This is a genomic window from Acidiphilium sp. C61 (assembly GCF_905116885.1).
Classification (GTDB): Bacteria; Pseudomonadota; Alphaproteobacteria; order Acetobacterales; family Acetobacteraceae; genus Acidiphilium.
Window position 1 is genome coordinate 1,774,325 of sequence record NZ_CAJHNI010000005.1, and the last position, 26,511, is coordinate 1,800,835.

Here is a 26,511-nt window from a genome sequence, read left to right on the forward strand (position 1 = left end):
CATGCCCCCGCCGGAGGGAACGATCGCGCGGCCGCAGGAAGCCGGCTGCCATGGCGGGCGGGAGACGATGCGCGAGGCTGCCCGCGCCGCCGGCAAGTCCGCCGTGCTGGAGCGGCTCGCCGCCGATTACCCGCAGGGGCCGCACGACCAGCCGCAATCGATGTGCCCGGCCTTCGGGTCGTTGCGCGTCGGCCTGCGGATGCGGCGGGTGGCGACGATCCTGTCCGGCTCGGCCTGCTGCGTTTACGGTCTTACCTTCACCTCGCATTTCTACGGCGCGCGCCGCAGTGTCGGCTACGTGCCGTTCGATTCCGAGACGCTGGTCACCGGCCAGCTCTTCGAGGATATCCGCGACGCGGTGCGCCGGACGGCGCAGCCGGACGCGTATGACGCCGTCGTTGTCATCAATCTGTGCGTGCCGACCGCTTCGGGCGTGCCGCTCGACCTGCTGCCGCGGGAGATCGATGGTGTGCGGGTGATCGGCATCGACGTGCCGGGCTTCGGCGTGCCGACCCATGCCGAGGCGAAGGACGTGCTGGCCGGGGCGATGCTGCGCTATGCCCGGCGCGAGGCCGAGGCCGGGGCGGTGGCGCGGCCGCGCACGGGGCTTGCCGAGGAGCGGCGGATCACCCTGCTGGGCGAGCTGTTTCCGGCCGATCCGCCAGGGGTTGCGGCGATGCTGGCGCCGATGGGGCTCGGCGTCGGGCCGGCGGTGCCGGCACGGGAGTGGCGGGATCTGTACGGCGCGCTCGATTGCGTCGCGGCCGCCGCGGTGCATCCGTTCTATACCGCCAGCGCGCGGGAATTCGAGGCCGCGGGCCGCAAGCTGATCGGCTCGGCGCCGGTGGGCGAGGAGGCGACGGCCGACTGGCTCGACGCCGTCGGTCGCATCGCCGGGATCGAGGCGGTGCGGATCGACCGGGCGAAGGCCGCGGCGATCGCGCCGGTGCGCGCAGCACTCGCCGCCAACCCGGTTTCGGCGCGGATGATCGTTTCGGGTTACGAGGGGTCGGAGCTGCTGGTCGCGCGGCTGCTGATCGAGGCGGGGGCGGAAATCCCCTATGTCGGCACCGCGCTGCCGGCGACGCCGTGGAGCGAGGCGGACCGCGCCTGGCTTGCCCAGCAGGGCACGCATGTGCAGTTCCGCGCCTCGCTCGAACAGGATTGCGCGGCGCTGCGCGATGTTCGCCCCGACCTCGCCTTCGGCACCACGCCGCTGGTGCAGGCGGCGAAGGAGGCGGGTGTGCCGGCCGTCTATTTCACCAACATCGTATCATCGCGGCCGATTTTTGGCGCATCCGGTGCTGCGTCGCTCGCTGCGATCGTCACGGCGCAGACGCGCGGGCGCGAGCGGTTCGGCCGGATGATCGGCTTCTTCGCCGGCGATGCGGCGCAGGCGGAGGAGGTTTCCTGATGCTGGTGCAGGATCATGACCGGGCGGGCGGGTATTGGGGCGCTGTATACGCCTTCGCCGCGATCAAGGGGTTGCGCGTCGTCATCGACGGGCCGGTGGGCTGCGAGAACCTGCCGGTGACGGCGGTGCTGCATTACACCGACGCGCTGCCGCCGCACGAGTTGCCGATCGTGGTGACGGGGCTCGACGAGGAGGCGCTCTCGATGAGCGGCACCGAGGGGCCGATGAAGCGCGCCGCCGGGATCGGCGACCAGAAGGTGCCCGCGGTCGTCGTCACCGGCTCGATCGCCGAGATGATCGGCGGCGGGGTGACGCCGGAGGGCTCCAACCTGCGGCGCTTCCTGCCGCGCACGATCGACGAGGACCAGTGGCAGTCCGCCGACCGGGCGATGGTGTGGCTGTGGAACGAGTTCGGCAACGCGAAGGCGAAGCGCCCGGAGCGCAAGGCGGGCAAGCCGCGCGTCAACATCATCGGGCCGATCTATGGCACGTTCAACATGCCATCCGATCTCGCCGAGATCCGCCGGCTGGTCGAGGGGATCGGCTGCGAGGTCAACCTGACCTTTCCGCTCGGCGCGGACCTCAAGGACACGCCGCGGCTGGCCGACGCGGATGTCAATGTCTGCCTTTATCGCGAATTCGGCCGCAAGCTCTGCGAGGCGCTGGACAAGCCCTACCTGATGGCGCCGATGGGGATTTTCGCGACCACGAATTTCCTGCGCAAGCTCGGCGAGCTGGCCGGTGTCGATCCCGAGCCGTTCATCGCCCGCGAGAAGGAGACCACGATCAAGCCGATCTGGGATCTGTGGCGGAGCGTGACGCAGGATTTCTTCGCGACCTCGTCGTTCGGGGTGGTGGCGACCGAGACCTATGCCCGCGGCCTGCGCCGCCTGCTCGAGGATGATCTCGGCATTGCGTGCAGCTTCGCGATTTCCCGTCGCCCCGGGGTGAAGCCGGACAACGACGCGGTGCGCGCGGCGATGGCGGCGAACCCGCCGCTGGTGCTGTTCGGTTCGTATAACGAGCGGATGTATGCGGCGGAGCGCGGCGGACGGTCGGTCTATATTCCGGCATCGTTTCCGGGCGCGATCATCCGCCGCGCGACCGGCACGCCGTTCATGGGGTATGCGGGTGCCACCTATGTCGTGCAGGAATACTGCAACGCGCTGTTCGACGCGCTGTTCAACATCCTGCCGCTCGGCACCGATCTCGACCGGATCGAGCCGACGCCGGCGCGCGCCGATGCGGGCGAGGCCTGGGCCCCGGATGCGGCCGCAGCACTCGACCGGCATCTCGCCCATGAGCCGTTCCTGATCCGGATTTCCGCGGCCAAGCGGCTGCGCGACAGCGCCGAGCGGTGCGCGCGCGAGGCGGGTGCCGAGCGCGTCGAGGCGGCGCATGTCGCCGTGGCGCTGCGCGAGACGGTGCCGGCATGACCGCTTCACCTGACAGATCAGCACCCGGGCCGAGCCTGGCGCTGCCCCTCCTGCTTGCCCCAGCGGCGAGGCTCCCCCATCGGCCGCCCGCCGCAAGGCGCCGGCTGTCCCCCCGCGCGGGGTTCGCGCGGAACTGGCAGGCACGGGCAACCGCGCCGGCCACAACGAGGATAACAGTCTGATGTCCATGACCACACATGATCGGGAAGGGTCGTTATCCGGCCTGACCGAACGGGAGGCGAAGGAGTTCCACTCGATCTTCATCGCCAGTTTCATCGGCTTCACCGTCATCGCGATCATTGCCCACTTCCTGGTGTGGCAGTGGCGCCCGTGGATCCCGGGGCCGCACGGCTATGTCACGGGGTTCCTGGATAACGCGCATATCGGGGTGAAGATGCTCACCTCGCGTATCGGATAAGGGAGGACAGACCATGTGGCGCATGTGGCTTCTTTTCGATCCGCGCAGGGTGCTGACCGCGCTCGGCGTGTTCCTGTTCGCGCTGGCGATCCTGATCCACTTCATCCTGCTGAGCACGCCGCGTTTCGACTGGCTCGGCGGCGCACCGGCGATGTCGGCGGTGCAGCAGCAGTCGGCCATGCCGGCAAACAAGTAACGGGGCCTGCCAAACCCCTCCAGATGACCCCGGCGCCGGTCGGCTCGTGCCGACCACGCCGGGGGGAGGGGCCCCAACCGAACGGTGAGGAACTGCCCGATGGCACTGCTCAGTTTTGAAAGAAAATACCGCGTCCGCGGCGGGACCCTGATCGGCGGGGACCTGTTCGATTTCTGGGTCGGGCCGTTCTATGTCGGCTTTTTCGGTGTGACCGCCGCCTTCTTCATCATGCTCGGCACGGCGCTGATCATCTGGGGTGCGGCGCTCGGGCCGACCTGGAACATCTGGCAGATCAACATCGCGCCGCCCGACCTTTCCTATGGGCTCGGCCTCGCGCCGCTGGCCAAGGGCGGGCTCTGGCAGATCATCACGGTCTGCGCGATCGGCGCCTTCGGCTCCTGGGCGCTGCGCGAGGTGGAGATCAGCCGCAAGCTCGGGATCGGGCTGCACGTGCCGGCGGCGTTCAGCGTCGCGATTTTCGCCTATGTCACGCTCGAGGTCATCCGCCCGCTGCTGATGGGCGCCTGGGGCAACGGCTTTCCCTACGGCATCATGAGCCATCTCGACTGGGTGTCGAACACCGGATACGCCTATCTCAATTTCGAATACAACCCGATGCACATGGTCGCCGTGACGCTGTTCTTCACGACGACGCTCGCCCTCGCGCTGCACGGATCGCTGGTTCTGGCCGCGATCAACCCGCCGGCGGGCGAGACGGTGAAGTTCGCCGAGCACGAGGACACGTTCTTCCGCGATTTCATCGGCTACTCGATCGGCACGCTGGGCATTCACCGGCTCGGCCTGTTCCTCGCCCTCGGGGCGGGGTTCGCCAGCGCCACCTGCATCCTGCTCTCCGGCCCGTTCTGGACCCAGGGCTGGCCCTCGTGGTGGGGGTGGTGGCTGCACCTGCCGATCTGGCAGTTCGGCGGTCATTGAGGTGCGCCATGCAAGACCGCACCAGTCATAACCTTCAAGCAGTCCGGGGGCTCGGATGATCGAATATCAGAACATCTTCACGCGGGTGCAGATCCGTGGGCCACTGCATGACGGCGTTCCGGCGCCGGCGGGTGTGTGGGGCCGGCAGGGCAAGCCGTTCTTCAGCTACCTGCTCGGCCAGATCGGCAACGCCCAGGTCGGCCCGATCTATCTCGGCTCGCTCGGCGTCGCTTCCATCGCCTGCGGCCTGATCGCCTTCGAGATCATCGGGCTGAACATGATGGCCTCGGTGAACTGGAACCCGATCCGCTTCGTGCGCGACCTGCCATGGCTCGCGCTCGAACCGCCGCCGCCGGCCTACGGGCTGCGGCTGCCGCCGATGGACCAGGGCGGATGGTGGCTGCTGGCCGGGTTCTTCCTGACCACCTCGCTGCTGCTCTGGTGGATGCGGGTCTATCGCCGCTCGAAGCAGCTCGGCCTCGGCACTCATACCGCGTGGGCCTTCGCCTCGGCCATCTGGCTGTTCCTCGTGCTCGGCTTCATCCGCCCGCTGCTGATGGGCAGCTGGGGCGAGGCGCCGCCCTTCGGCATCTTTCCGCATCTCGACTGGACCGTCGCGTTCTCGTTGCGATACGGCAACCTGTATTACGATCCGTTCCACATGCTCTCGATCGTGTTCCTGTATGGCTCGGTCCTGCTGTTCGCGATGCATGGCGCGACCATTCTCGCCGTCAGCCGGTTCGGCGGCGAGCGCGAGGTGGAGCAGACGGTGGACCGGGGCACCGCATCGGAGCGCGCCGCGCTGTTCTGGCGCTGGACGATGGGGTTCAACGCGACGATGGAGAGCATCCATCGCTGGGCCTGGTGGTTCGCGGTGCTGACCACGCTGACCGGCGGGATCGGCATCCTGCTGACCGGCACCGTCGTCGACAACTGGTTCCTGTGGGCGATCAAGCACCATGTGGCGCCGGCCTATCCGCACATCTACGGGCATGTCGCCGATCCGGCGCAGGGTGCGGCCGCGGGCAAGGGGACAATGCCATGAAAGTCACGATCACCCTGCTCGCCCTGATCGGCGGCATGACGGCGATGGTCCTCGGCGTGCTGACCTTGCAGCCGCCCACGGTCCGCTCGGTGCAGCGCGGCTATCGCGGCACCGGCCAGCAGGTCGAATACAGCCCGGCGGTGATCGCCGCCGCCTTTGCCGCCAACCAGGCCCCCTCCGCCCTGCCGCAGAACAATGCCGGGCCGCCGGCCGGCACGATCTACAAGAACGTTCAGGTGCTCAAGAACGTTCCGGCCGGCGCCTTCGCGCGGATCATGGTCTCGATGGTGCAGTGGGTCGCGCCGAAACAGGGCTGCGGCTACTGCCACGTCGCCGGCAATTTCGCGTCCGACGCCAAGTATCAGAAGCGGGTCGCGCGGCGGATGCTGGAGATGACGATCTTCGTCAATGCCGACTGGCAGACGCATGTGAAGAATGTCGGCGTCACCTGCTATACCTGCCATCGGGGCAACAACGTGCCGAGCCGGGTCTGGTTCGAGGGCGTCGCCCCGCCGCATGCGGGCGGGCTGCTGCAGACCAACAGCGGCGAGGCGCGGCCCTCGGTGGTGGCGGATGGCTCGGCGCTGCCGGCCGATCCGCTCACACCCTTCCTGCTCGGGCACGAGCCGATCCGGGTGACCGGCACGAGCGCGCTGCCCGCCGGCAACCGCCTCTCGATCCAGCAGACCCAGTGGACCTATGCGCTGATGATGCACTACGCGACCGCGCTGGGCGTGAACTGCGATTTCTGCCACCAGACCCGTGCCTTCGCCGACTGGTCGGAAAGCACGCCGCAGCGGGTGACGGCCTATTATGGCCTGCACATGGTCCGCGCGCTCAACAACGACTACCTGCTGCCGCTGACCGGCACCTTCCCCAAGGCCATGCTTGGCCAGGCCGGCGATGTGGCGAAGGTGGACTGCGCGACCTGCCACCAGGGCGTGTTCAAGCCACTCTATGGCGCGCCGGTTGCGAGCCCGTTCCCCTATCTCCGCGGCCCCGCCGCGCTTGCCCAGCCCGATCCGAAGGCGGCGGCGGCGCATGGCGAGGATAACCCGGCGATGATCACCATGGCGTCCGCCCCGGCTGCGGGCAGCGCCAAACCCACAGCGTCCCCCGCCCCGACCGGGGCGGGTGCACCGGGCCAATAGCGCCGCGGCTCCCCGGCGTTCGCCCGTTACTTGGCGTGGGTCGAGAGACCCACGCCATTTTCTTTGCGCCATTCTCCTTGCGCCATTTTATCGGTGCGGGGGCGTTTCGGTTTGGCGGGCCGGTTTGGCGGGCCGGTTCGGCGGGGGTGACGCGGATGGGCCGCGTGGTGCGCCGGGAGGGACTCGAACCCCCAACCAAACCGTTATGAGCGGTCCGCTCTAACCATTGAGCTACCGGCGCCCAGCGCCTGTATGACGTCGGGGCGGGGCAATTGGCAATATCCTTCCGGACGGCTAGAAGGCGCGCGACATCATTCAGGAGGTTTCGCCATGGACGTTACCAAGATCCCGGCCGGCAAGGCGCCGCCGTCCGACATTCATGTGGTGATCGAGATCCCGCAGGGTTCGGCGGTGAAATACGAGGTCGACAAGGAGAGCGGGGCGGTGATGGTGGACCGCTTCCTGTTCACCCCGATGGCCTATCCGGCGGCCTACGGGTTCATCCCCAACACGCTCGCCGACGATGGCGACCCGGCGGACGCGCTGGTGCTGGTGCCGGCGGCGGTGGTGCCGGGCGCGGTGATCCGGGCCCGGCCGATCGGCGTGCTGCGGATGGAGGACGAGGCGGGGCAGGACGAGAAGATCGTCTGCGTGCCGCATGACAAGATCCACCCGCAATTCTCCGGCATCACCGAGATCGACCAGTTGCCCGCGATCACGCGCGACGCGATCGAGCATTTCTTCACCCATTACAAGGACCTGGAGAAGGGCAAGTGGGTGAAGGTGACCGGCTGGGAAGGCCGCGAATCCGCCGAGGCGGCGATCAGCCAGAGCCTCGCCCGCGCCGCGAAGTAGTTTTGTTCCCCTCCCGGCCCAAGGGGGAAGGGAGGTTTTTTGCCCGGTGAGGGGCGGAACGCTTGTTTGTTCCGTTCAGAATTCGGTTTCCGCCGCGAGGATGGCTTCGAGCCCCTCTCGGTAGGAGGGAAAACGCCAGGGACGGCGCAGCGCCGCCCTGGTGCCCTCGCTCCGCACGATGCGGTTTTCCGACCAGAAGGACAGCGCCATCGGCGACATTCCGCGCCGCGCCTCGTCGAAGGGGATCAACGGCGGCGGGGCGATGCCGAGCAGGGATGCGGCATGGGCGATGACATCGGCGCTCGGGGCCGGCTCGTCATCGGCGAAGTTGAGGATGCGCGCGCCGCCGGCCGCCGTGGCGATGGCTGCGAGCGTGCCGCCGGCGATGTCGTCCACATGGATGCGGCTGAATTTCTGCTCAGGCCGGTCGATCCGGCGGGCGGTGCCGGCGCGCAGGTCGTCGAAGGCGGAGCGGCCGGGGCCGTAGATGCCGGCGAGGCGGATGATGTCGACGGCGCGACGCTCGTTCGCCATCGCCGCCCAGTTCTGCTCCGCCTCGACCCGCCGGAGGGTGCGCGGCGAGCCGGGGGCGGGCGGCGTGGCTTCGTCGACGGCGCCGCCCTGGCGATCGCCATAGACGCCGGTCGTGGAGAAATAGCCGATCCAGCGCAGCGCCGGGGCGGCGGCGATGGCATCGGCGCAGAGGGCGAGCAGCGGGTCGCCCGCTTCGCCGGGCGCGGCGGTGAGCAGGAGATGGGTGGCGTCCGGCAGGGCGGCGGCGGCATCGGCGAAGGGGATGAGCGCCACGCCCGCTTGCGCGGATTTGCCCGCCGGGTCGCGCGCAGTGGCGGTGACGGCGAATCCCGCTTCGCGGGCAGCGGTGGCGACGGCCCGGCCGGTATAGCCGAGGCCTGCGATCAGCAATGTCGGAGTCATCTCTTCTGCGGCAGCTTGTCGGGGAGCGAGGCGCGGTCGGCGGCGGCGCGTTCGAGGCGGTCGCCATGGCGGCGGGCGAGGAAGACCATCGCCACGCCGACGCCGATGATGATGACCGCCGCGGCTGCGCCGAGCGGGCCGGCGAAACGGTTGATCTGCTTGCCGAAAATATAGGCGACGCCGCCATAGACGCTGGCCCAGATCAGGCAGGCGAGGACCTGGAAGCCGATGAAGCGGCGCCAGTCCATCACCGTGACGCCGGCGAGCAGGGCGGCGAGGGCGCGCATCACCGCGAAGAAGCGGCCGAAGACGACGATCTTGCCGCCGTGATTCTCGAACAGCCAATGGCCGGCGCGCAGGCGGCGCTCGGTCAGGCCGATATGGCGGCCATGGCGCAGCAGCATCGGGTAGCCGGCATTGCGGCCGATCCAGTAGCCGGCGGCGCCACCGACGATCGCACCTGCCGCGGCGGCGAGGATGAGGGCCGAAATGTCGATCCGGTGGGTGGTGCCGGCATAGATCGCGGCGGAGACCAGCGCGGTTTCGCCGGGCAGCGGCAGGCCGAGGCTTTCCAGCATGATCAGCGCGGCAACGGCGACGCTGCCATAGGCGGCGATCCAGGGAGCCAATGCGTGGTTGAGGGCGGCGATCATGTTGTGTTGCGGGCCTGTATGGCGGTTCGGGTTAATCGGCTTTCATTGTAACGCAAAATCCGCGATAAGCATCGCATGGTGGAGCAGGAAACCGAAATTCAGGCGATCGAGCGGCTCGAAGCGGCGCTGGCGCGCATTGCCGCCCATGTGGCGAAGCCCGCCGAGGCGGAGCGGCGCGACGACATCAAGGACGCGCTGGATCGCATGATCGGGCAGTTGCGCGCGGCGCTCGACGAGGCCGAACGGGTGGAACAGGGTTGATATGGCGAACGTGAACATCCGCATCAACGGATTTTCCTATTCGGTGAGCTGCGAGGACGGCCAGGAGCGGCATTTGCAGGCGATGGCCGGCGAGATCGACCGCCGGGTGAGCAGCATCAAGGCGATCGGCGAGCAGACCGGCGAGGCGCGGCTGCTGGTATTGGCGGCGCTGCTGCTGGCCGACGAGCTGCACGACTTGCGGGCAACCCATGAGGCGTTGCGGGCGGCGAAGCCCACCGGCGTTTCCCCCGAGCATGTCGCAAGGCTGCGGCGCGTCGCCGCGCGTGCGGAAGAGATTGCAGCGGACCTCGCGGAGTCCTAAGTAGATGGGGCGAGGCTGCCCGGTGCGTCAGGCAAGCACATCCCCGGGGCCAGTAAGTATCTCCCAGGGAGCTGGCTCTGTCGGAACCGTGGTTCCGGTATTTCCGGCGCCCACCTGCTCACGCAGGCTCTGGGAGGATGTCAACGCCAACGGCCAGGGCGGCTTCGCACTCTTGTTCCTCTCCCCGACATCATGACCGAGACCGATCTCATCGCCCGCAAGGCGGCGGCGCGACAGGCTGCCCTCGACCGGCGCGACGGGCTTGACCCCGCGCTCGGCGCGATGCTGGCCTCCGTCGTGCTGGAGCAGTGCCCGCCGCCTGCCGGCGCGGTGGTTTCGGGGTTCTGGCCGATCGGGGCTGAAATCGACATCAGGCCGTTGCTGGCCGAGCTGGAGGCGCGGGGGCACGCGATCGGCCTGCCGGTGACGCCCAAGCGCGGCCTGCCGCTGATCTTCCGGCGCTGGCGGCGTGGCGAGGCGCTGGTGCCGGGGCGGTTCGGCACCTTGCACCCCGAGGGCGAGGAGATCGTGCCCGATTTCGTGCTGGTGCCGCTGCTGGCCTTCGACCGGCGGGGCAACCGGCTTGGCTATGGCGCGGGATATTACGATCGCACGCTCGCCGGCCTGCCCGATGCGTTCCGGCTGGGGTGCGCCTATGCATCGCAGGAGGTGGACGAGGTGCCGGTGGGGCCGCAGGATGCGCGCCTTCATGCGGTGGCGACCGAACGCGGCGTGGTGCGCGCGGGCTGACGCCGCCTTTCAGGGTGGTCAATGGATATCATTCGGATTCCGCGATCGAAGATCGGCGATATCGGGCGGCTGGCCTTTGCCGACCCGGAGGTGGACAATCTGGCGTTCGGCGAGTCCGACCGGCTGCCGCCGGACGCGGCGCGGGCGGCGCTGATCCGCGCCGTCGAGGCCGGGGACACGCATTACGTGGACAGCCGGGGGCGGCTGTCGCTCCGCCTCGCGCTGGCGGAATATCTGAGCCGGGTGCATGCGAAACCGGTGGCGGAGACGCGGATCGCGGTGACCGCCTCGGGCATGGCGGCTATCGGCGTCGCGTTCACCGCGATCTTGCGGCAGGGCGACAAGGTGGTGATCCACGAGCCGGAATGGCCGAACCTCGCCGGGGCGGCGCTGGCGCGGCGGGCCGAGGTGATGCGGCTGCCGCTGGATGAGGATGGGATGGGCGGTTTCCGCCTCGATCTCGACCGGCTGGACGCAGCGCTCGACGGCGCGCGGGTGTTTTGCCTCAATTCGCCGAACAATCCGACCGGGTGGATGGCGAGCGATGCGGAGATCGTCGCGATCCTGGAGATCTGCCGGCGGCGGGGCGTGTGGCTGCTGTCCGACGAGGTGTATTCGCGGCTGAGTTTCGACGGGCGGGCGGCGGCGCCCTCGGCGCTGGACCATGCGGGGCCGGAGGATCGGGTGATCGTCGCCAATTCGGTGTCGAAGACCTGGGCGATGACGGGATTCCGCGTCGGCTGGCTGGTGCTGCCGGAGGGCGAGCGGGACGCGGTGGGCGAGCTGATCGAGGCGACCCATTCCGGCGTGGCGCCCTTCGCGCAGGAGGCGGCGCTGGCGGCGCTGGACTGCGAGGACTATGTCGCCGGGTTCCGGGCATTCTGCGCCGAGGGGCGGGCGATCGTCGGCGCCGGGCTCGCCGGGCTCAACCGCGTGCGCTACAGCGCGCCGCCGGCCGGGCTTTATGCCTTCGCCCGGATCGAGGGGGTGACGGACAGTCTGGAGCTGGCGCGGCATCTCGCGATTGCGCACAAGGTGGCGGTGGCGCCGGGGATCGCGTTCGGCGCGGCGGGCGAGGGGCATTTGCGGATCTGCTTCGCGCAGAGCCCGGAAAAGCTGGAGCGGGCGATGGCGAAATTGCGCGCTGGGTTGACTTCGTTAACCTGATATTAACTCGTTCACGCTATGTTCGAAATATGGTTCTGGTCATGAGATGGATACGCCTGATCGCGGCAACCTGGGTGCTAGCCGGCGGTGTCGCGGCGGCGCGGGGGGTTTCGCCGCTGCCCGATGCGGCGCTGACGCCGGGGGCGATCAACCCCGCGGTGCGCGAGGCGACGATCGATGCGACGATCTGCCGGCGCGGCTGGACGCGGACGGTGCGACCGCCAGTGTCCTATACCGAGCCGCTGAAGAAGGCGCAGATCCGGCGCTATGGCTATGCCGATTCGCGGCCCTGGAAATACGAGGAGGATCACCTGATCCCGCTCGCGCTCGGCGGGTCGCCGAGCAGCCCGGCGAATCTCTGGCCGCAGCCGCATCTCGGGCGAGGGCAGTGGGGCTCCTTTGCGAAGGACCGGCTGGAGGCCCGGATGGCCCGGCTGGTCTGCGCGCATCGGCTGGGGCTGGATGAAGCGCGGCGGATGATCGCGCGGGACTGGAGTTCGGCGTATCGGCGCTTCATCGGCAACCGGCCGAACAATGCGCGGCTGCACGGGCGCGGCGCTGGGTATCACGGCGGATACCGGCCGTATGACCACTGGCATCACTGGCATCACTGGCATCGGCGCGACTGGTGAGGCGCGACTGGTAAGGCGGGGCGGCGCGAGCCGTCACGCTACGGCAGGTCGCCTTTTGGTGTCTGCAAATCGCGGCTGAAATTCAGCAATGCGCGGATCGTCGGGTTTCCGGATGATCCGGGACGGCGCGAGACTTCAGGCGGGGCGGTCGGCGTCGGCGCCGGTCAGCGCGCGGGCGAATTCGGTGGCGTCGAACGGGCGGAGATCGGCCGCCTGTTCGCCGACGCCGACGGCATGGATCGGCAGGGCGGCGGTTTCGGCTAGGGCGACGACGACGCCGGCGCGGGCCGAGCCGTCGAGCTTGGTGACGATCAGCCCGGTGAGGTCGACCATTTCCTTGAACGTGGCGACCTGGGCGATGGCGTTCTGGCCGGTCGTGGCGTCGAGCGTCAGCAGCACGGCGTGGGGGGCGGTTTCGTCCTGCTTGCGGATGACGCGGATGATCTTGCGCAGCTCCTCCATCAGCGCGGCCTTGTTGTGCAGGCGGCCGGCAGTGTCGATCAGCACGATGTCGTGCCCGTCGCGCCGGGCGCGGGCGATCGCGTCGAAGGCGAGGCCGGCGGGGTCGGCGTTGGCGGGGCCGGTCATTACCGGCGCGCCGGTGCGCTCGCCCCAGACCTGGAGCTGTTCGACCGCGGCGGCGCGGAACGTGTCGCCGGCGACGAGCAGGGGCCTGGCGCCGGCCTCGCCATAGGATTGGGCGAGCTTGCCGATCGTGGTGGTCTTGCCAGTGCCGTTGACGCCGACCATCAGGATGACGAACGGGTTTTTGCTCCGGTCGATATCGAGCGGCTGCGCGACAGGGGCGAGGATTTTCGCAACCTCCTCGGCCAGCGACGCGCGGATTTCGGGCGCGGAGACGTCCTGGCCGAAACGGGTGCGGCGGAAGGCGCGGATGACGCGGGCGGCGGCGGCGGGGCCGAGATCGGCGGTGATGAGGAGGTCTTCGAGCTCTTCCAGCGCCGCATCGTCGAGCTTGCGCTTGGTGAAGGTGTCGGTGATGCCGGCGGCGAGCTTCTGGGTGCTGCGGGTGAGGCCGGATTTGAGCCGCGCGAGAAAGCCGAGCGCCATCATTCTGCTCCTGCGGTCACGCCGGTGGCATCCGCGCCGGTGATCCTCGCGGTGATGAGCGCGCCCGGGGTGACGGGTGCGGAAAACCGGATCGGCGCGAAGGTTTCGGTGTGGCCGGTGGTTTCGGTTTCGGCCAGCGCGGTGACGGTGGTGCCGGTCATCGCCCGGAAGCGGGCCTCGGCGCGGCGGGCGCCGGCTTCGCGCAGGCGGGCGGCGCGGGCGCGGCGCTCGACCATCGGCAGGGCTGGGATGCGCGCGGCGGGCGTGCCCTTGCGGGCGGAGAAGGGAAAGACGTGGAGATAGTCGAGCCCGGCATCGTCGACCAGCGCGAGGGTTTCGGCGAAATGCGCCTCGGTTTCGGTGGGGAAGCCGGCGATGAGGTCGGCGCCGAGGGCGATTTCGGGGCGGAGCGCGCGGGCGCGGGCGGCGGCCTCGATGACGTGATGGCGGAGATGGCGGCGCTTCATGCGCTTGAGAATGAGGTCCGATCCGGCCTGCACCGAGAGATGCAGATGCGGCATCAGCCGGGGCTCGGTTTCGATCAGGCGCCAGAGATCGTCGTCGATCTCGGCGGGGTCGATCGAGGAGAGGCGCAGGCGCGGCAGGTCCGGCACGGCGGCGAGCAGGCGGCGGCAGAGCTGGCCGAGTTTCGGCGCGCCGGGCAGGTCGGCGCCGTAGGAGGTGAGGTCGACGCCGGTGAGCACGACCTCGTTGTAGCCATTCGCGACGAGGGTGCGGACCTGCTCGACCACGGCGCCGAGCGGGATTGAGCGCGAGGGGCCGCGGCCATAGGGGATGATGCAGAAGGTGCAGCGGTGATCGCAGCCCTGCTGCACCTCGATGAAGGCGCGGGCGCGGGTGCCGAAGCCCTCGATCAGGTGGGCGGCGGTCTGGCGGAGCTGCATGATGTCGGCGACCAGGACCGGCGCTTCCGATTGCCAGGCCTCGGGCGTGAGCTTCTCGGCATTGCCGAGCACGCGGGCGACGCCTTCGATTTTCGACCAGGCTTCGGGGTCGATCTGGGCGGCGCAGCCGGTGACGATGATTTTCGCGCCGGGGTCGGCGCGGTGGGCGCGGCGGATGGCCTGGCGGGCCTGGCGCTCGGCCTCGGCGGTGACGGCGCAGGTGTTGACGATGACGGCGCGGCCGAGCCCGGCGGCCTCGGCGTGGCCGCGCATCACCTCGCTCTCGAAGGCGTTGAGGCGGCAGCCGAAGGTGAGGATGTCGAGGCTCATGGCGCGAGCGTGGCGGCGTCCAGCTCGCCCTCGAAGACCAGGGCGACGGGGCCTTCCATCAGCACGTGGCCGTCGTCGCGCCAGGTGAGGGTGAGGGTGCCGCCGTCCATCTCGATCTCGGCGCGGCGGGCGGCGAGGCCGCGGCGATGGGCATTGACCAGGGCGGCGCAGGCGCCGGAGCCGCAAGCGAGGGTGAGGCCGGCGCCGCGCTCCCAGACGCGCAGGCGGATGCGGTCCGGCGCGTCGATCCGGGCGAAGCCGATATTGGCGCGCGCGGGGAAGAGGCGGGCGCGTTCGAGCTTCGGGCCGATCGTCTCGATCTGCAGGTGGGTCAGGTCGTCGACGAAGAAGGTGGCGTGGGGGTTGCCCATCGAGCAGGCGGCGGGGTTCTGCACCGGGCCGAGGGCGAGGCGGAGCGAGAGCGTATCCGCCGGTTCGGCCAGGGGAATGTCTTCCCAGCCGAATTTCGGCACGCCCATGTCGACCTCGACCAAGGTGGGGCCCTTGATGTCGGCGGGCAGCAGGCCGGCATTGGTGCGGATGGTGAGGTGGCGGGCGCCGGTTTCGGCGGCGAGCAGCGCGGCGACGCAGCGTGTGGCGTTGCCGCAGGCGCCGGATTCCGAGCCGTCCGCGTTGAGGATGCGCATGAAGGCAGCGGCGCTGTCGTCCGGCTCGATCAGGATGATCTGGTCGCAGCCGACGCCGCGGTGACGGTCGGCGATGCGGGCGGCGGCGGCGGGGGCGAGGTCAAGCGGAAGCGCGCGGGCATCGAGAACGACGAAATCGTTCCCGGCGCCGTGCATTTTCAGAAAGGGTCGGGTCGCTGCCATGCAGTTCGTATATGGCGTTGCGGCGCGGCGCGGAAGGGGGCGCTATTCGAGGGGGAGCGTTGCGGTGATCGCGGCGAGGTCAGGCGCGGCGCGGCGGGCGCGCAGGTAGAGAGCCGTGCCGATCAGCGCCATCACCCCGCCCTGGAACAGCGGCTGGACGTAGAAGGGCGCGTGGGGCAGCACCAGCACCGAGCGGATCAGCGCGATGGTGACGACGATCGATAGCAGGGCGACGGGCACGACCATGACGCCGCGGCGGAAGGGTTCCGACCAGCCATGGCTGGCATGGCGCGGGTTGTAGCGCAGGTTGAGCGCGGCGCAGGCGACGGCGAGCCAGACCAGCAGGATGGTGACCGAGCGGGCGACGATGCCGAAGGCCCAGCCGATATAGGTCGCCTGCACGAGGAAGAGCGAGGCGAGCACGACGGTGAGGGTGAGGGCGGCGACCGGGGCGCGGCGGCGCGAGGTTTCGGCGAAGCGGGCGGGGATCAGCCCGTCCTCGGCCCAGGCGAAGACCATGCGCGAGGTGACGACCATCTGCGGCGCGAGCGTCTTGCCGACGATGAGCGCGATCACGAGGTCGAGCGCGGCGGCCAGCGGGCGCGGTGCGGCGAGGCCGATGATGCCGGGGGCGGTGACGAGGGAGGCGTGCTTGTGGCGGATGAGGTCGAGCGCCGCCCACCAGGGCACGGCGTGCAGCAGGGCTGCGGCGACCAGCGAGAACAGCACGACCGAGGTGAGCCAGGCGATGACGATGCCGCGCGGCATCACGGTTTCGGCGCGTTCGGTCTCGCCCGACAGGGCGGGCGCGCCGGACAGCCCGCCGTAGGCGAAGATGAACAGGGTGCAGACGGCGAGGAAGGCGTGCGGGTCGAACGGCGGGGCGGCGGCCGGGCGGGTGAAGGCGATGCCGGTGCGCGCCGCGGCGGTGTGCAGCAGGGCGGCGGGGTCGGCGGCGAAGCCGATGACGCCGACGGTGAGGGCGGTGGCCACGACGAGGGCGAGCAGGATGACGACCAGGCGGCCGTAATCGCGGATGCCGGCGACATGGATGCCGTAGATGATCCAGAGCGCGGCGAGGCCGAGGGCGAGATGGCCGGGTTTCGAGAGCAGCGTGTGGCCGGCGGCGAAGCCGGCATTGAGCATCGCGTTGCCGAGGAAATTGCCGAAGGCGAAGGCGATGAAGCCCATCGCCGCGGTGATGCTGGCCCACCAGACGAAATGCAGGATGAAGCCGAGCGGCAGGTTGAGGGCGCGCACCGTCCAGACATAGGACGAGCCGGCGCGCGGCATCGCGCTGGAGAACCGGGCGTAGAGAAAGACCTTCAGGAAGATCACGAGGCCGGTCGCGAACATCGCCAGTGGCACCAGCGCGCCGATGTCGGGGTAGACGCCGAGGCTCTGGGGGACCACGAAGTTGATTCCCGCGCCGTATTCCTGGGTGACGGCGGAGGCGACGACGGCGGCGAGGCCGAGGGTTTTCGCGAGGCGGAAGCCGGAGGACGCGCTCATGCCCGGCGGGCCCGGACGGGTGCTGCGGGCTTGGGGGTGAAGACGCACCATTGCGCGCCGGGGCAGCGCCAGCATTCGGGCTGGCGGGCCTTGCAGACATAGCGCCCGTGCAGGATCAGCCAGTGATGGGCGCGGCGCAGCAGGTCGGGCGGGATGCGCTTGATCAGGCCATCCTCGACCTCGCGCACCGTCTTGCCGGGGGCGAGGCCGGTGCGGTTGCCGAGGCGGAAGATGTGGGTGTCCACCGCCATGGTGGGTTGGCCGAAGATTTCGTTCAACACCACATTCGCGGTCTTGCGGCCGACGCCGGGCAGGGCTTCGAGCGCCTCGCGCTCAGCGGGGACGGCGCCGCCGTGCCGCTCGACGAGGAGCTGGGCGAGGGCGGCGACGTTCTTCGCCTTGGACTGCCAGAGGCCGATCGAGCGGATATGCGGACCGATGCCCTCGGCGCCGAGGGCGGCCATCGCCGCCGGGGTGGGGGCGGCGGCGAACAGGAAGGGGGTCGCCTTGTTCACCGCGGCGTCTGTCGTCTGCGCCGAGAGGACGACGGCGACGAGGAGGGTGAAGGGGTCGGCATATTGCAGTTCGGTACGCGGATCGGGGTTGCCGGCGGCGATGGCGTCGAGGAAAGGGCGGATATCCGCCTGCTTCATCTTGCGCGCGGTGCGGCGGGCGGTGCTGCGCTGCTTGGGGTGTGCGGCTTCTTCGGACGGCATCGGCGATTAGTGCGGTTCGGACGGGAATTTGGCAAGCTCGGGCGCTTGCGGAACCTGGATTCGATGCGAAGATAGGGTGATGTCCGATATCGCGAGCACGGCCGTGGCGCCGCCAGGGCGGCTGATCTTCCAGGCGATGCTGACGCCGCACCGGAGCATGAGCCGGCGGGGCATGTTTGTCGTGTTCGGACTGATGGCGGTCGGCTCGCTGCTGGTGACCAGCCTGATGTGGCGGCTCGGCGCGGTCATGGTGATCGGGTTCAACGGCGCGGATCTGCTGCTGGCGGTCACGCTTTATGCGATGAACATGCGGGCGGCGAAGGCATCGGAGGCGATCGTGCTGACCGACGAGGCGCTGACCATCACCAGGACCACGCCTGGCGGCCGGCGGAGCGAGGTGCGGCTGGCGCCGGGATGGCTGCGCGTCGAGATCGAGGAGCAGCCGGGAAGCAATCCGCTCGTCTGGGTCGCGAACCGCGAGGCGCGCCACATCGTCGGGCTTGCGCTCGGGGATGCGGCGCGGCGGGATCTGGCCGGCGCGCTGCGCGAGGCGATCCAGCGGATGCGCTCGCCGCGGTTCGACAACCCGCAGACACGGGGCTGAGTTCCGCCGGGGGGCGTTGCCGCCGGCGCCGGCGGCGTGTTCATTGCGGCTCTCTCTTCGCGGAATTCCGGCATGAAACTCCCCTTACTCGCGCTCATCGTCGCGAGCTTCGCCATTGGCACGAGCGAATTCGTCATCGTCGGGCTGGTGCCAGAGCTCGCGCGTGATTTCTCGGTCTCGATCCCGCGCGCGGGGTTCCTGGTCAGCGCCTATGCGCTGGGTGTCACCTTCGGCTCGCCGTTCCTCGCGGTGCTGGTCGGGCGGTGGCCGCGGCGGGCGGCGCTGCTCGGGCTGATGGGCGTGTTCGTGCTGGGCAACGCGCTTTGCGCGTTGGCGCCGGGCTATGACACGATGCTGGCGGCGCGGGTGGTCACCTCGTTGTCGCACGGGGCGTTCTTCGGGATCGGCTCGGTCGTCGCGGCGGAGCTGGCACCGCGGGAGAAGCGGGCCCGGGCGGTGGCGCTGGTGTTTCTCGGCCTCACGCTCGCCAATGTGCTTGGCGTGCCGGCGGGCACGATTCTCGGCCAGGCGGCGGGGTGGCGGGCGACCTTCTGGGTCGTGGCGGTGATCGGCCTTGTGGCGATGGCGGCGATCGCGCTGCTGCTGCCGCGCGACCTGAGGGCCGGATCGGCCAGGCTGCTGAACGAGGTGCGGATTCTCGGACGCTCGCAGGTGCTGCTCGCCATGCTGATGGCGGTGCTGAGCTCGGCGAGCCTGTTCAGCGTGTTCACCTATATCGCGCCGATGCTCGAACGGGTGGGCGGGCTGTCGCCGCATTGGGTGAGCGTGGCGCTGCTGGTGTTCGGCGCCGGGCTGACGGCGGGCGGGCTGCTCGGGGGGCGGCTTGCGGACCGGCAGGCGGCGCGGACGATCATCGCGACGCTGTCGACGATCGCGGTGCTGCTGGTGGCGCTGCGGGCGGTGCTGCCGTTCGGCCTCGTGGCCGTGGTGGTGATGGCGGGCTGGGGGATGGCGGTGTTCACCCTGGTCTCGCCGTTGCAGACGCGGGTGATCGATCATGCGCGGGATGCGCCGAATCTTGCTTCGACCATCAACCAGGGGGCGTTCAATCTGGGCAATGCCGGCGGGGCGTGGCTGGGCGGCGCGGCGCTGGGGGCGGGGATCGGGTATCGCGGCCTGCCGCTGCTGGGTGCTGCGCTCGCGCTGATGGGGCTGGCGGTGGCGGCCTGGGCGTTCGGGCTGGAGCGGCGGCGGGGCTGAATGGCGGGACGAGGGCACTGCATCCGGTCCGAGAGGATCGGAGAGTGCCATAGAAAAAGTGCCATAGAAAAAGCCGTGGGGTTGCCCCCACGGCTTTCCTTGTTCCGGGCCGGAGCCTGGAGCGGTGGATCAGAAATCCATGCCGCCCATGCCGCCCATGCCACCCATTCCGCCATCGCCACCGGCGGGGGCCTTCTTTTCCGGACGCTCGGCGACCATCGCTTCGGTCGTGATGAGCAGACCGGCGACCGAGGCGGCGTCCTGCAGCGCGGTGCGGACGACCTTGGTCGGGTCGATGATGCCGGCCTTCACCATGTCCTTGAACTCGCCGGACTGGGCATCGAAGCCGAAGCTGTACTCGTCGTTGTCGAGCACCTTGCCGGAGATCACGGCGCCGTCTTCACCGGCGTTCTCGGCAATCTGGCGCATCGGCGCGAGCAACGCCTTGCGGATGATGTCGATGCCGAAGCGCTGGTCGTCGTTATCGGCCTTGAGCTTGTTGATCGCGAGCGAGGCGCGGGCGAGGGCCACGCCGCCACCCGGGACGATGCCTTCCTCGACGGCGGCGCGGGTCGCGTGCAGCGCGTCGTCCACACGGTCCTTGCGCTCCTTCACCTCGGTCTCCGAGGCGCCGCCGACGCGGATGACGGCAACGCCGCCAGCCAGTTTCGCCAGACGCTCCTGCAGCTTCTCGCGGTCGTAGTCCGAGGTGGTCTCCTCGATCTGCGCGCGGATCTGGTTGCAGCGGCCGGTGATGTCGGACTTCTTGCCGGCACCTTCGACGATCGTGGTGTTTTCCTTCTCGATCAGCACCTTCTTCGCGCGGCCGAGCATGTTCAGCGTCACGGTCTCGAGCTTGATGCCGAGATCTTCGCTGATGACCTGGCCACCGGTGAGGATCGCGAGGTCTTCCAGCATGGCCTTGCGGCGGTCACCGAAGCCGGGCGCCTTGACGGCGGCGATCTTGAGGCCGCCACGCAGCTTGTTGACGACCAGGGTGGCCAGCGCCTCGCCCTCGACGTCCTCGGCGATGATCAGCAGCGGCTTGCCGGACTGGACGATGCTCTCGAGCAGCGGCAGCATCGGCTGCAGGCCGGAGAGCTTCTTCTCGTGGATCAGGATGTACGGGCTGTCGAGATCCGCGACCATCTTTTCCGGGTTGGTGATGAAGTAGGGCGAGACGTAGCCACGGTCGAACTGCATGCCTTCGACGACGTCGAGTTCGGTCTGGATGCCCTTGGCTTCCTCGACCGTGATGACGCCCTCGTTGCCGACCTTCTGCATCGCCTCGGAGATCATCTTGCCGATCTCGGCTTCGCCGTTGGCGGAGATGGTGCCGACCTGGGCGGTTTCGCTCGGGGTCGTGATCTTCTTCGTGCGCTTCTTGAGCTCTTCGACGATGGCGCTGACCGCCTTGTCGATGCCGCGCTTCAGATCCATCGGGTTCATGCCGGCGGCAACCGCCTTCGCACCCTCGCGGACGATCGCCTGGGCGAGGACGGTCGCGGTGGTGGTGCCGTCACCGGCGAGGTCGTTGGTCTTCGAGGCCACTTCGCGCACCATCTGCGCGCCCATGTTCTCGAACTTGTCGGCGAGTTCGATTTCCTTCGCGACCGTCACACCGTCCTTGGTGATGCGGGGCGAACCGAAGCTCTTCTCGATGACGACGTTGCGGCCCTTGGGGCCGAGGGTGACCTTCACCGCGTTGGCGAGGAGGTCGACACCGCGAATGAGGCGCTCGCGGGCGTCGGCCCCGAAACGGACGTCTTTAGCAGCCATGAGTAACTTCCTTTATACGATATCGGAGGGGAAACCGGGGGTGATCAGGCGGCCTTCTTCTTGGAAGCCGTACCCTCGATGATGCCCATGATGTCGGATTCCTTCATGATCAGCAGCTCTTCACCGTCGATCTTGACCTCGGTGCCCGACCACTTGCCGAACAGGATGCGGTCGCCGGCCTTGACGTCGAGCGCGACGATGGCGCCGGTCTCGTTACGGGCGCCCGGGCCGACGGCGATGACTTCGCCTTCCATCGGCTTTTCCTTGGCGGTGTCGGGGATGATGATGCCGCCGGCGGTCTTTTCCTCGGCATTCAGCCGGCGAACGACCACCCGGTCGTGCAGGGGACGGAATTTCATGTGGCTCGCTCCTGACTTCAGAAGTCTGTTGCAACAGTATCGGGCTCAGCAGCGCCGGCCCTTTCGATAGGCACCGGATGCTTGCTAGCACTCTCTCCGGGAGAGTGCCAAAGGGATAGGGTTACGGGCGGAGGATGTCAAGCCCGGCAGCACTTGCCCATGATGAGTGCTAAAGTATTGATAAGAAATATTTTTCTTGCCAAACCCCGGGGCTGTCATGGCATCGTCATGGTCTGGAGGAGCGGACTGCCACGGCCCGCCAATGACAGCGCGACGGAGACAGACCATGATGATGAGCCGACAGCTCGAGGGATACCGGCTGACAACCGCGGAGATTCTCTACCACCTGCCCGACCATCCGGGCGTTCTGCAGAGTTACGTTTGGCAGGACCTCGATATCGCGCCGCGCTATCCGGTGCTGCACCAGTTCCTCGATTTCTGGAGCCGGCAGATCGAGGGCAGGCTGCATTCGGTGCGGGTGGGCACCGCCGCGCTGATCACGCCCGGGGAGATGCGCAGCCCGCATATGTTCCAGCTTCACTGAGGGGCAGGTGCGCGCCGCGCGGCGGACTGCGGCGAGCGTGGCGCCGAGGTAACACAATTACCGGAATTGCAGCCCTGCGGTGCGGTTAAGGATACGTTCAGTCATCCATGCGATAACATGCGTGGCGCAAGGGTGACTGTGATGGCGGGCGTGACGCGACAATTTCTTCTCGTTCTGGGTGTGGCGCTGGGCGTTGCGTCGTCGGTCGTCGCTGCCCGCGCCGACGGGGTGAACCCGGCGATCGTGGCGAGCGAGACCAGGATCTCGCTCGGGGTGACGGCGAGCGGATATACCTATCGCGAGAGTGGCGGGATCGATCGGGAAAGCGGCGTGCTGCCCGGGTTCAGCGCCGGAGTCTCGCGGCTCGGGCCGGCGTTCGGGCTGCCCGATATCTATACCGGCGTCGTGTATGATTTCTCGGGCGGGGCGCTCGGATATCAGGGATATCTCCAGGGTGGCGCCGGCGTGCCGCGACCCTATGACCAGTCGGACAGCGCGCGGTTCAATCATGTCGAGGTGCAGCTTGGCACCGCGGTGCCGCTGGGCCGGGCGACGAGCGTGATCCCCTTCGTCGCGCTCGGGTATCAGAGCTGGTCGCGCAATATTGGCGGCAGCGGCGGGTATGGCAGTTTCTATCACGCGGTGCTGGCGGGGGTTGGCGCGAAACTCGACTACGCGGCCTCGGGGCGGCTCGTGCTCTCGGCGGCGGCCGAGGGCCTGGCCGTGCTGGGCGGCGGGGTTTCAACCCCGGCGCTCGGCCTTTCGGGCGGGTTCGGCGCCAGCGGCGAGGAGGAAGTGAGGCTGGGCGCGGACTGGCGGCTCGACGATGTCTGGCACGCCTTCGCCGGGCTGGAGATGCGGCATTTCAACTATGCCGGGACGAAACCCGCCAACGGGGTCTACGAGCCGACGAGTGGAACCTTTGCCGCCCGCGGCGAAATGGGTGTGACGTTCGGCTTCCGGTGAGCCGGCGCCAGCGCCGCGAATGTACTGGCCACAAAAAATTCTAACATAGAGTTTTTTCTTCTTTCCCACCCGCCCCGCTTTGGGCTATCCCTGCCGTCATGATGCGGTTCTGTGCGCGGCGCGGTGGATGAGGCGCTGTGGCGGGACAGATGCAGGACCGGAACCGGCTTCGGAGTTCCGGCAATTCTGCATGACGATGCTGGCGCCGCGCGGGCAGCGGCCGGAGCGGCATCACCTTGCGCTGATCGACGTGCTGGAGCGCGTCACCAGCGGCGAGGTGGACCGGCTGATGGTGCAGATGCCGCCGGGGGCCGCGAAATCGACCTACGCTTCGGTATTGTTTCCAGCATTCTGGTTCACCCGCCATGCGGAGAGCGAGGTGATCGCGGCGTGCCACACGGCGTCGCTCGCCGGGCATTTCGGCCGCCGCCTGCGCATGCTGATCAGCGAGCAGGGCGACGGGTTCGACCTGCGTCTCGATCCGGCCAATCGGGCGGCGGGGCGGTTTTCGCTGCAAGGTGGCGCACAATATTTCGCAGCCGGGGTGCGCGGGCCGATCACCGGGCGGCGGGCGGATCTGATCCTGATCGACGATCCGGTGAAATCCTGGGCCGAGGCGGACAGCCGGGCGGCGCGGGATGCGCTGTATGACTGGTATCGCGCCGAATTGCTCTCGCGGCTGAAGCCGGGCGGGCGGGTCGTGCTGGTGATGACCCGCTGGCATGAGGACGATCTCGCCGGGCGGCTGATGGCCCGGGATGGCGGCTGGACGGTGCTGCGGCTGCCCGCGCTGGCGGAGGCCGACGATCCGCTCGGACGGATGCCGGGCGAGGCGCTCTGGCCTGACTGGGAGGATGAGCACGAGATCGCGCGCCGGCGGGCGACGGTGGGCGAGCGCGTGTTCGCGGCACTCTACCAGCAGCGGCCGATGCGCGATGGCGGGACGCTGTTCGAGCTTGAGCGGATCGGCTTCGCCGATGCGGCGCCGTCGGTCCTGCGCGCCGTGCGCGCCTGGGACCTGGCGGCCACGGCGGCATCTGCCGGCGGCAACCCGGACTGGACCGTGGGGCTGAAGCTCGGACTGGTCGCCGATGGCACGCATGTCGTGCTCGATGTGGTGCGGGTGCGGGCGGGGCCGGCCGCGGTCGAGACCTTGCTGCGGGCGACCGCCGAGGCGGACGGGCCGGGCACAACGATCGCGCTGCCGCAGGACCCGGGGCAGGCTGGTGTGGCGCAGGTGGCGCATCTGCGGCGGGTGCTGGACGGGTTCACGGTGATTGCCAGCCCGGAATCCGGATCGAAACAGACGCGGGCCTTGCCGGCGGCGGCGCGGATCGGCGCCGGCAAGACGCGGGTGCTGCGCGCCGACTGGACCGATGCCTTCGTGGCCGAGCTGCGGATTTTTCCCAGCGGCGAGAAGGACGACCAGGTGGATGCGCTGGCGCGGGCCGAGGCGACGCTCGGGCAGGCGCCGGCGGCGGCGCGGATGACGAAGATTTCTGTGATGGGGCGCTGAATTCATGTTCGAGACGATCTGCCAGACGATTCCGGCCGATCCGCACCTCGCGCCGCGGGCGCGGCGGCTGGAGATCTATCACCGGGTGCTGGAGGGGACGATCTATGACGCGCTGCCCTATGCGTTCCAGGAGGAGCGCAACGGGGCGGGCGAGTATGTGCCGCTGCGGGCACGCCGGCCCTCGGTGCGGTACGGGCTGTGCCGGATCGTGGTGGAGGATTCGGTTTCGCTGCTGTTCAGTGCGGGGCATTTTCCCGCCGTCGAATGCGCGGAGCCTGCGATCGAGGCGCTGCTGGCCGACCTTCTGGGCGAGTGCCGGCTGAACGAGGTGATGATCGACGCGGCGCTGCGCGGTTCGGTGGGCTCGGTGGCGATTTTGCTCCGGGTGCTGAAGGGGCGGTTCTTCTGTTCGGTGATGGCGACGCAGTATCTCACGCCGCGATGGCGGGAGGATGCGCCGGACACGCTGGAACAGGTGACCGAGCTCTACAAGGTGCGGGGCGCGGAGCTGATCGGCCAGGGCTATGAGGGGATCGATCCGGCCCAGACCTACTGGTTCCAGCGGCGCTGGGATTCGGAGGCGGAGACCTGGTTCGAGCCGGTGCCGGTGGGTGCCGGACTGCCGGCCGCGCCGGATCGGGCGCGGAGCGTGCGGCATGGACTAGGCTTCGTGCCGATCGTTTGGATCCGCAACCTGCCGGGCGGCGAGGGGGTGGATGGCGCCTGCACCTTCAGCGCGGCGATCGAGACGTCCATCGAGATCGACTACCAGCTGTCGCAGGTGGGGCGCGGGCTGAAATATGCCTCCGATCCGACGCTGCTGATCAAGGAGCCGGCGACGACCGACCGCGAGATGGTCAAGGGCGCGGGGAATGCGCTGATCGTATCGGAAAAGGGCGATGCCAAGCTGCTGGAGATCGGCGGCACGGCCTCGGCCGCGGTGATCGACTACGTGCGCACGCTGCGCGAGTTCGCGCTGGAGAGCGTGCATGGCAACCGCGCCAGTGCCGACCGGCTGACGGCGCCGCAATCGGGCCGGGCGCTGGAGCTGATGAACCAGGGGCTGATCTGGCTCGCCGACAATCTGCGGATTGCCTATGGCGAGGGCGGCTTGCTGCCGCTGCTGCGGATGGCGTTGCGGGCGGCGGTGCGGTTCGACGTGAAGGTGATGGGCCGGACGGTGCCGCGGGTCGACCCCGACCTGCGGCTGAGCCTGCGCTGGCCGCGCTGGTATGCCGCCTCGGCCGATGACCGGCTGAAGGAGGCGCAGGCGATCGCGACGCTGGTCAATGTCGGCCAGATGTCGCGCGAGACGGCGGTGAAGAGTCTCGCCGCCAGTCATGTGATCGGGGATGCGGCGGCGGAACTCGCGCGCATCGCCGATGAGGGGGACCAACAGGAACGGAACGAGGCATGAGCGACGAATTCGCGGAGCACGAGGGGCTGCCGGACGAGCCGCCGGCGGCGCCGGAGGACTGGCAGGCTAGGGCGATGATGGCCGAGCAGGCGATGGAGGCGCTGCGGCGCGAACACGCCGAGCGGCTCAGGCGGGCGGAACTCAGGATCGAGGCGGTGAAGGCGGGCATGATCGATCTTGACGGGTTGCGACTGATCGATCCGGCGGCAATGGCGCCGGCCGAGGAGGGTGTGGCGCCGGATGCCGCTGCACTGATGGTGCAGCTGAGGCGGGACAAGCCCTGGCTGTTTGGCGCGTCGTCATCGTCATCGACGGCATCGGTGCCGCGGGCGGACCCGCCGCGGGCGCGCCACGCGACCGAGCTGAGCGAAGCCGAATGGCGCATGGCACGCGCCGAATTGCTGCGCCGCGCCGGCGGCTAGAGCATCATCCGATCGGAACGTGCTCTGTAGCATCATCCGATCGGATGGAGTGATCTGATCGGCGCGTGCTCCAAGCCGGCCGCACTCAAGAACTAACTCGTTGTCAGAAAACCGTGCTCCGCGCGCCGGAGTGCGGCGAATTGCGTT

29 protein-coding genes, 1 tRNA gene and 1 other RNA gene are annotated in these 26,511 nt (G+C 69.0%); 21 read left to right on the plus strand and 10 right to left on the minus strand.

Going from position 1 to position 26,511, the window contains the following annotated elements; genetic code table 11:
• The first annotated feature begins 1 nt into the window (after position 1).
• From bchY to pufC, 7 genes are all read left to right on the plus strand, one after another.
• Positions 2-1,414 carry a chlorophyllide a reductase subunit Y gene (gene bchY / locus HUW10_RS11120; RefSeq protein WP_174503563.1) on the plus strand — a complete coding sequence of 471 codons (1,413 nt, stop codon included), beginning with the start codon at positions 2-4 and terminating at the stop codon, positions 1,412-1,414.
• Positions 1,414-2,850 (plus strand): chlorophyllide a reductase subunit Z, encoded by a 1,437-nt coding sequence (gene bchZ / locus HUW10_RS11125; RefSeq protein WP_174503564.1) that lies wholly within the window; start codon positions 1,414-1,416, stop codon positions 2,848-2,850. Before bchY ends, bchZ begins: the two co-directional genes overlap by 1 nt.
• Positions 2,851-3,031: 181 nt before the next feature.
• Complete coding sequence (pufB, locus tag HUW10_RS11130; RefSeq protein ID WP_371808626.1) at positions 3,032-3,268, plus strand: light-harvesting antenna LH1, beta subunit; 237 nt, start codon at positions 3,032-3,034, stop codon at positions 3,266-3,268.
• A 13-nt stretch (positions 3,269-3,281) separates the two neighbouring features.
• Positions 3,282-3,464, plus strand: coding sequence for a light-harvesting antenna LH1, alpha subunit (gene pufA / locus HUW10_RS11135; protein ID WP_174503565.1), 183 nt, complete (start codon positions 3,282-3,284; stop codon positions 3,462-3,464).
• A 99-nt stretch (positions 3,465-3,563) separates the two neighbouring features.
• A complete protein-coding gene (gene pufL / locus HUW10_RS11140) occupies positions 3,564-4,400 on the plus strand; it encodes a photosynthetic reaction center subunit L (RefSeq protein ID WP_174503566.1) in 837 nt (278 codons plus the stop codon).
• 55 nt (positions 4,401-4,455) lie between these two features.
• Positions 4,456-5,445 (plus strand): photosynthetic reaction center subunit M, encoded by a 990-nt coding sequence (pufM, locus tag HUW10_RS11145; RefSeq protein WP_174503567.1) that lies wholly within the window; start codon positions 4,456-4,458, stop codon positions 5,443-5,445.
• Positions 5,442-6,596, plus strand: a complete 1,155-nt coding sequence (gene pufC, locus HUW10_RS11150; RefSeq protein ID WP_174503568.1) for a photosynthetic reaction center cytochrome PufC — start codon at positions 5,442-5,444, stop codon at positions 6,594-6,596. Before pufM ends, pufC begins: the two co-directional genes overlap by 4 nt.
• A 165-nt stretch (positions 6,597-6,761) precedes the next feature.
• Here pufC and HUW10_RS11155 read toward each other — a convergent pair.
• Positions 6,762-6,837 (minus strand) — tRNA-Ile (locus HUW10_RS11155).
• A gap of 89 nt (positions 6,838-6,926) precedes the next feature.
• Here HUW10_RS11155 and ppa point away from each other — a divergent pair.
• Entirely contained in the window at positions 6,927-7,451 is a 525-nt protein-coding gene (gene ppa / locus HUW10_RS11160; protein ID WP_174503569.1) for an inorganic diphosphatase, read from the plus strand.
• Between the two features lie 75 nt (positions 7,452-7,526).
• On the opposite strand, the gene HUW10_RS11165 is transcribed toward ppa, so the two are convergent.
• Both HUW10_RS11165 and HUW10_RS11170 read right to left on the minus strand, forming a co-directional pair.
• Positions 7,527-8,387 carry an SDR family NAD(P)-dependent oxidoreductase gene (locus HUW10_RS11165; protein ID WP_174503570.1) on the minus strand — a complete coding sequence of 287 codons (861 nt, stop codon included), beginning with the start codon at positions 8,385-8,387 and terminating at the stop codon, positions 7,527-7,529.
• Entirely contained in the window at positions 8,384-9,040 is a 657-nt protein-coding gene (locus HUW10_RS11170) for a DedA family protein (RefSeq protein WP_174503571.1), read from the minus strand. Before HUW10_RS11170 ends, HUW10_RS11165 begins: the two co-directional genes overlap by 4 nt.
• Positions 9,041-9,115: 75 nt before the next feature.
• Between HUW10_RS11170 and HUW10_RS11175 the strand changes: the two genes are divergently transcribed.
• From HUW10_RS11175 to HUW10_RS11200, 6 genes are all read left to right on the plus strand, one after another.
• Positions 9,116-9,301, plus strand: coding sequence for a hypothetical protein (locus HUW10_RS11175; protein WP_174503572.1), 186 nt, complete (start codon positions 9,116-9,118; stop codon positions 9,299-9,301).
• 1 nt (position 9,302) lies between these two features.
• A complete protein-coding gene (gene zapA, locus HUW10_RS11180; RefSeq protein WP_174503573.1) occupies positions 9,303-9,623 on the plus strand; it encodes a cell division protein ZapA in 321 nt (106 codons plus the stop codon).
• Positions 9,624-9,632: 9 nt separating this feature from the next.
• A non-coding RNA gene (gene ssrS, locus HUW10_RS11185) (6S RNA) lies at positions 9,633-9,792 on the plus strand.
• Between the two features lie 23 nt (positions 9,793-9,815).
• Positions 9,816-10,373, plus strand: a complete 558-nt coding sequence (locus HUW10_RS11190) for a 5-formyltetrahydrofolate cyclo-ligase (RefSeq protein WP_174503574.1) — start codon at positions 9,816-9,818, stop codon at positions 10,371-10,373.
• A 21-nt stretch (positions 10,374-10,394) separates the two neighbouring features.
• Complete coding sequence (locus tag HUW10_RS11195; protein ID WP_174503575.1) at positions 10,395-11,540, plus strand: aminotransferase class I/II-fold pyridoxal phosphate-dependent enzyme; 1,146 nt, start codon at positions 10,395-10,397, stop codon at positions 11,538-11,540.
• Positions 11,541-11,581: 41 nt separating this feature from the next.
• Positions 11,582-12,172, plus strand: a complete 591-nt coding sequence (locus HUW10_RS11200; protein WP_174503576.1) for a hypothetical protein — start codon at positions 11,582-11,584, stop codon at positions 12,170-12,172.
• A gap of 135 nt (positions 12,173-12,307) precedes the next feature.
• Here HUW10_RS11200 and ftsY read toward each other — a convergent pair whose 3' ends face one another.
• From ftsY to nth, 5 genes are read right to left on the minus strand one after another with little or no spacing between them, the layout of a single operon-like run.
• Positions 12,308-13,243, minus strand: a complete 936-nt coding sequence (gene ftsY, locus HUW10_RS11205) for a signal recognition particle-docking protein FtsY (RefSeq protein ID WP_174504848.1) — start codon at positions 13,241-13,243, stop codon at positions 12,308-12,310.
• Positions 13,243-14,478, minus strand: coding sequence for a tRNA (N(6)-L-threonylcarbamoyladenosine(37)-C(2))-methylthiotransferase MtaB (gene mtaB / locus HUW10_RS11210; RefSeq protein ID WP_174503577.1), 1,236 nt, complete (start codon positions 14,476-14,478; stop codon positions 13,243-13,245). Before mtaB ends, ftsY begins: the two co-directional genes overlap by 1 nt.
• Positions 14,475-15,308 carry a diaminopimelate epimerase gene (gene dapF, locus HUW10_RS11215; protein WP_174503578.1) on the minus strand — a complete coding sequence of 278 codons (834 nt, stop codon included), beginning with the start codon at positions 15,306-15,308 and terminating at the stop codon, positions 14,475-14,477. The genes mtaB and dapF overlap by 4 nt, the downstream gene beginning before the upstream one ends.
• A 42-nt stretch (positions 15,309-15,350) precedes the next feature.
• The gene (locus HUW10_RS11220; protein WP_174503579.1) at positions 15,351-16,820 is read right to left on the minus strand and encodes an APC family permease; all 1,470 of its coding nucleotides are present in this window, start codon (positions 16,818-16,820) and stop codon (positions 15,351-15,353) included.
• Positions 16,817-17,473, minus strand: coding sequence for an endonuclease III (nth, locus tag HUW10_RS11225; protein ID WP_201712642.1), 657 nt, complete (start codon positions 17,471-17,473; stop codon positions 16,817-16,819). Before nth ends, HUW10_RS11220 begins: the two co-directional genes overlap by 4 nt.
• A 142-nt stretch (positions 17,474-17,615) precedes the next feature.
• Between nth and HUW10_RS11230 the strand changes: the two genes are divergently transcribed.
• Both HUW10_RS11230 and HUW10_RS11235 read left to right on the plus strand, forming a co-directional pair.
• Positions 17,616-18,140, plus strand: coding sequence for a DUF2244 domain-containing protein (locus HUW10_RS11230; protein WP_174503581.1), 525 nt, complete (start codon positions 17,616-17,618; stop codon positions 18,138-18,140).
• Between the two features lie 72 nt (positions 18,141-18,212).
• The gene (locus tag HUW10_RS11235; RefSeq protein WP_174503582.1) at positions 18,213-19,361 is read left to right on the plus strand and encodes an MFS transporter; all 1,149 of its coding nucleotides are present in this window, start codon (positions 18,213-18,215) and stop codon (positions 19,359-19,361) included.
• Between the two features lie 129 nt (positions 19,362-19,490).
• Here the strand turns inward: HUW10_RS11235 and groL are convergent, their stop codons facing one another.
• Together groL and groES are read right to left on the minus strand one after the other, a co-directional pair.
• Positions 19,491-21,140, minus strand: a complete 1,650-nt coding sequence (groL, locus tag HUW10_RS11240) for a chaperonin GroEL (protein WP_174503583.1) — start codon at positions 21,138-21,140, stop codon at positions 19,491-19,493.
• Positions 21,141-21,184: 44 nt separating this feature from the next.
• A complete protein-coding gene (groES, locus tag HUW10_RS11245) occupies positions 21,185-21,499 on the minus strand; it encodes a co-chaperone GroES (RefSeq protein ID WP_174503584.1) in 315 nt (104 codons plus the stop codon).
• A gap of 217 nt (positions 21,500-21,716) precedes the next feature.
• Here groES and HUW10_RS11250 point away from each other — a divergent pair, with 217 nt between their 5' ends.
• From HUW10_RS11250 to HUW10_RS11270, 5 genes are all read left to right on the plus strand, one after another.
• Positions 21,717-22,043 carry an usg protein gene (locus tag HUW10_RS11250; RefSeq protein WP_371808627.1) on the plus strand — a complete coding sequence of 109 codons (327 nt, stop codon included), beginning with the start codon at positions 21,717-21,719 and terminating at the stop codon, positions 22,041-22,043.
• A gap of 141 nt (positions 22,044-22,184) precedes the next feature.
• Positions 22,185-23,009, plus strand: coding sequence for a hypothetical protein (locus tag HUW10_RS11255; protein ID WP_174504849.1), 825 nt, complete (start codon positions 22,185-22,187; stop codon positions 23,007-23,009).
• Positions 23,010-23,199: 190 nt separating this feature from the next.
• Positions 23,200-24,525 (plus strand): phage terminase large subunit, encoded by a 1,326-nt coding sequence (terL, locus tag HUW10_RS11260; RefSeq protein ID WP_236656347.1) that lies wholly within the window; start codon positions 23,200-23,202, stop codon positions 24,523-24,525.
• 4 nt (positions 24,526-24,529) lie between these two features.
• Complete coding sequence (locus HUW10_RS11265; protein ID WP_174503587.1) at positions 24,530-25,942, plus strand: phage portal protein; 1,413 nt, start codon at positions 24,530-24,532, stop codon at positions 25,940-25,942.
• Positions 25,939-26,364 (plus strand): hypothetical protein, encoded by a 426-nt coding sequence (locus HUW10_RS11270; protein ID WP_174503588.1) that lies wholly within the window; start codon positions 25,939-25,941, stop codon positions 26,362-26,364. Before HUW10_RS11265 ends, HUW10_RS11270 begins: the two co-directional genes overlap by 4 nt.
• The last annotated feature ends 147 nt before the right edge of the window (positions 26,365-26,511 follow it).

Bases quoted from the DNA above. Each gene is read 5' to 3' on its own strand.
- bchY (WP_174503563.1), top strand. From the start codon at position 2: ATGCCCCCGCCGGAGGGAACGATCGCGCGGCCGCAGGAAGCCGGCTGC.
- bchZ (WP_174503564.1), top strand. From the start codon at position 1,414: ATGCTGGTGCAGGATCATGACCGGGCGGGCGGGTATTGGGGCGCTGTA.
- pufB (WP_371808626.1), top strand. From the start codon at position 3,032: ATGTCCATGACCACACATGATCGGGAAGGGTCGTTATCCGGCCTGACC.
- pufA (WP_174503565.1), top strand. From the start codon at position 3,282: ATGTGGCGCATGTGGCTTCTTTTCGATCCGCGCAGGGTGCTGACCGCG.
- pufL (WP_174503566.1), top strand. From the start codon at position 3,564: ATGGCACTGCTCAGTTTTGAAAGAAAATACCGCGTCCGCGGCGGGACC.
- pufM (WP_174503567.1), top strand. From the start codon at position 4,456: ATGATCGAATATCAGAACATCTTCACGCGGGTGCAGATCCGTGGGCCA.
- pufC (WP_174503568.1), top strand. From the start codon at position 5,442: ATGAAAGTCACGATCACCCTGCTCGCCCTGATCGGCGGCATGACGGCG.
- ppa (WP_174503569.1), top strand. From the start codon at position 6,927: ATGGACGTTACCAAGATCCCGGCCGGCAAGGCGCCGCCGTCCGACATT.
- HUW10_RS11165 (WP_174503570.1), bottom strand. From the start codon at position 8,387: ATGACTCCGACATTGCTGATCGCAGGCCTCGGCTATACCGGCCGGGCC.
- HUW10_RS11170 (WP_174503571.1), bottom strand. From the start codon at position 9,040: ATGATCGCCGCCCTCAACCACGCATTGGCTCCCTGGATCGCCGCCTAT.
- HUW10_RS11175 (WP_174503572.1), top strand. From the start codon at position 9,116: ATGGTGGAGCAGGAAACCGAAATTCAGGCGATCGAGCGGCTCGAAGCG.
- zapA (WP_174503573.1), top strand. From the start codon at position 9,303: ATGGCGAACGTGAACATCCGCATCAACGGATTTTCCTATTCGGTGAGC.
- HUW10_RS11190 (WP_174503574.1), top strand. From the start codon at position 9,816: ATGACCGAGACCGATCTCATCGCCCGCAAGGCGGCGGCGCGACAGGCT.
- HUW10_RS11195 (WP_174503575.1), top strand. From the start codon at position 10,395: ATGGATATCATTCGGATTCCGCGATCGAAGATCGGCGATATCGGGCGG.
- HUW10_RS11200 (WP_174503576.1), top strand. From the start codon at position 11,582: ATGAGATGGATACGCCTGATCGCGGCAACCTGGGTGCTAGCCGGCGGT.
- ftsY (WP_174504848.1), bottom strand. From the start codon at position 13,243: ATGGCGCTCGGCTTTCTCGCGCGGCTCAAATCCGGCCTCACCCGCAGC.
- mtaB (WP_174503577.1), bottom strand. From the start codon at position 14,478: ATGAGCCTCGACATCCTCACCTTCGGCTGCCGCCTCAACGCCTTCGAG.
- dapF (WP_174503578.1), bottom strand. From the start codon at position 15,308: ATGGCAGCGACCCGACCCTTTCTGAAAATGCACGGCGCCGGGAACGAT.
- HUW10_RS11220 (WP_174503579.1), bottom strand. From the start codon at position 16,820: ATGAGCGCGTCCTCCGGCTTCCGCCTCGCGAAAACCCTCGGCCTCGCC.
- nth (WP_201712642.1), bottom strand. From the start codon at position 17,473: ATGAAGCAGGCGGATATCCGCCCTTTCCTCGACGCCATCGCCGCCGGC.
- HUW10_RS11230 (WP_174503581.1), top strand. From the start codon at position 17,616: ATGTCCGATATCGCGAGCACGGCCGTGGCGCCGCCAGGGCGGCTGATC.
- HUW10_RS11235 (WP_174503582.1), top strand. From the start codon at position 18,213: ATGAAACTCCCCTTACTCGCGCTCATCGTCGCGAGCTTCGCCATTGGC.
- groL (WP_174503583.1), bottom strand. From the start codon at position 21,140: ATGGCTGCTAAAGACGTCCGTTTCGGGGCCGACGCCCGCGAGCGCCTC.
- groES (WP_174503584.1), bottom strand. From the start codon at position 21,499: ATGAAATTCCGTCCCCTGCACGACCGGGTGGTCGTTCGCCGGCTGAAT.
- HUW10_RS11250 (WP_371808627.1), top strand. From the start codon at position 21,717: ATGGCATCGTCATGGTCTGGAGGAGCGGACTGCCACGGCCCGCCAATG.
- HUW10_RS11255 (WP_174504849.1), top strand. From the start codon at position 22,185: ATGGCGGGCGTGACGCGACAATTTCTTCTCGTTCTGGGTGTGGCGCTG.
- terL (WP_236656347.1), top strand. From the start codon at position 23,200: ATGACGATGCTGGCGCCGCGCGGGCAGCGGCCGGAGCGGCATCACCTT.
- HUW10_RS11265 (WP_174503587.1), top strand. From the start codon at position 24,530: ATGTTCGAGACGATCTGCCAGACGATTCCGGCCGATCCGCACCTCGCG.
- HUW10_RS11270 (WP_174503588.1), top strand. From the start codon at position 25,939: ATGAGCGACGAATTCGCGGAGCACGAGGGGCTGCCGGACGAGCCGCCG.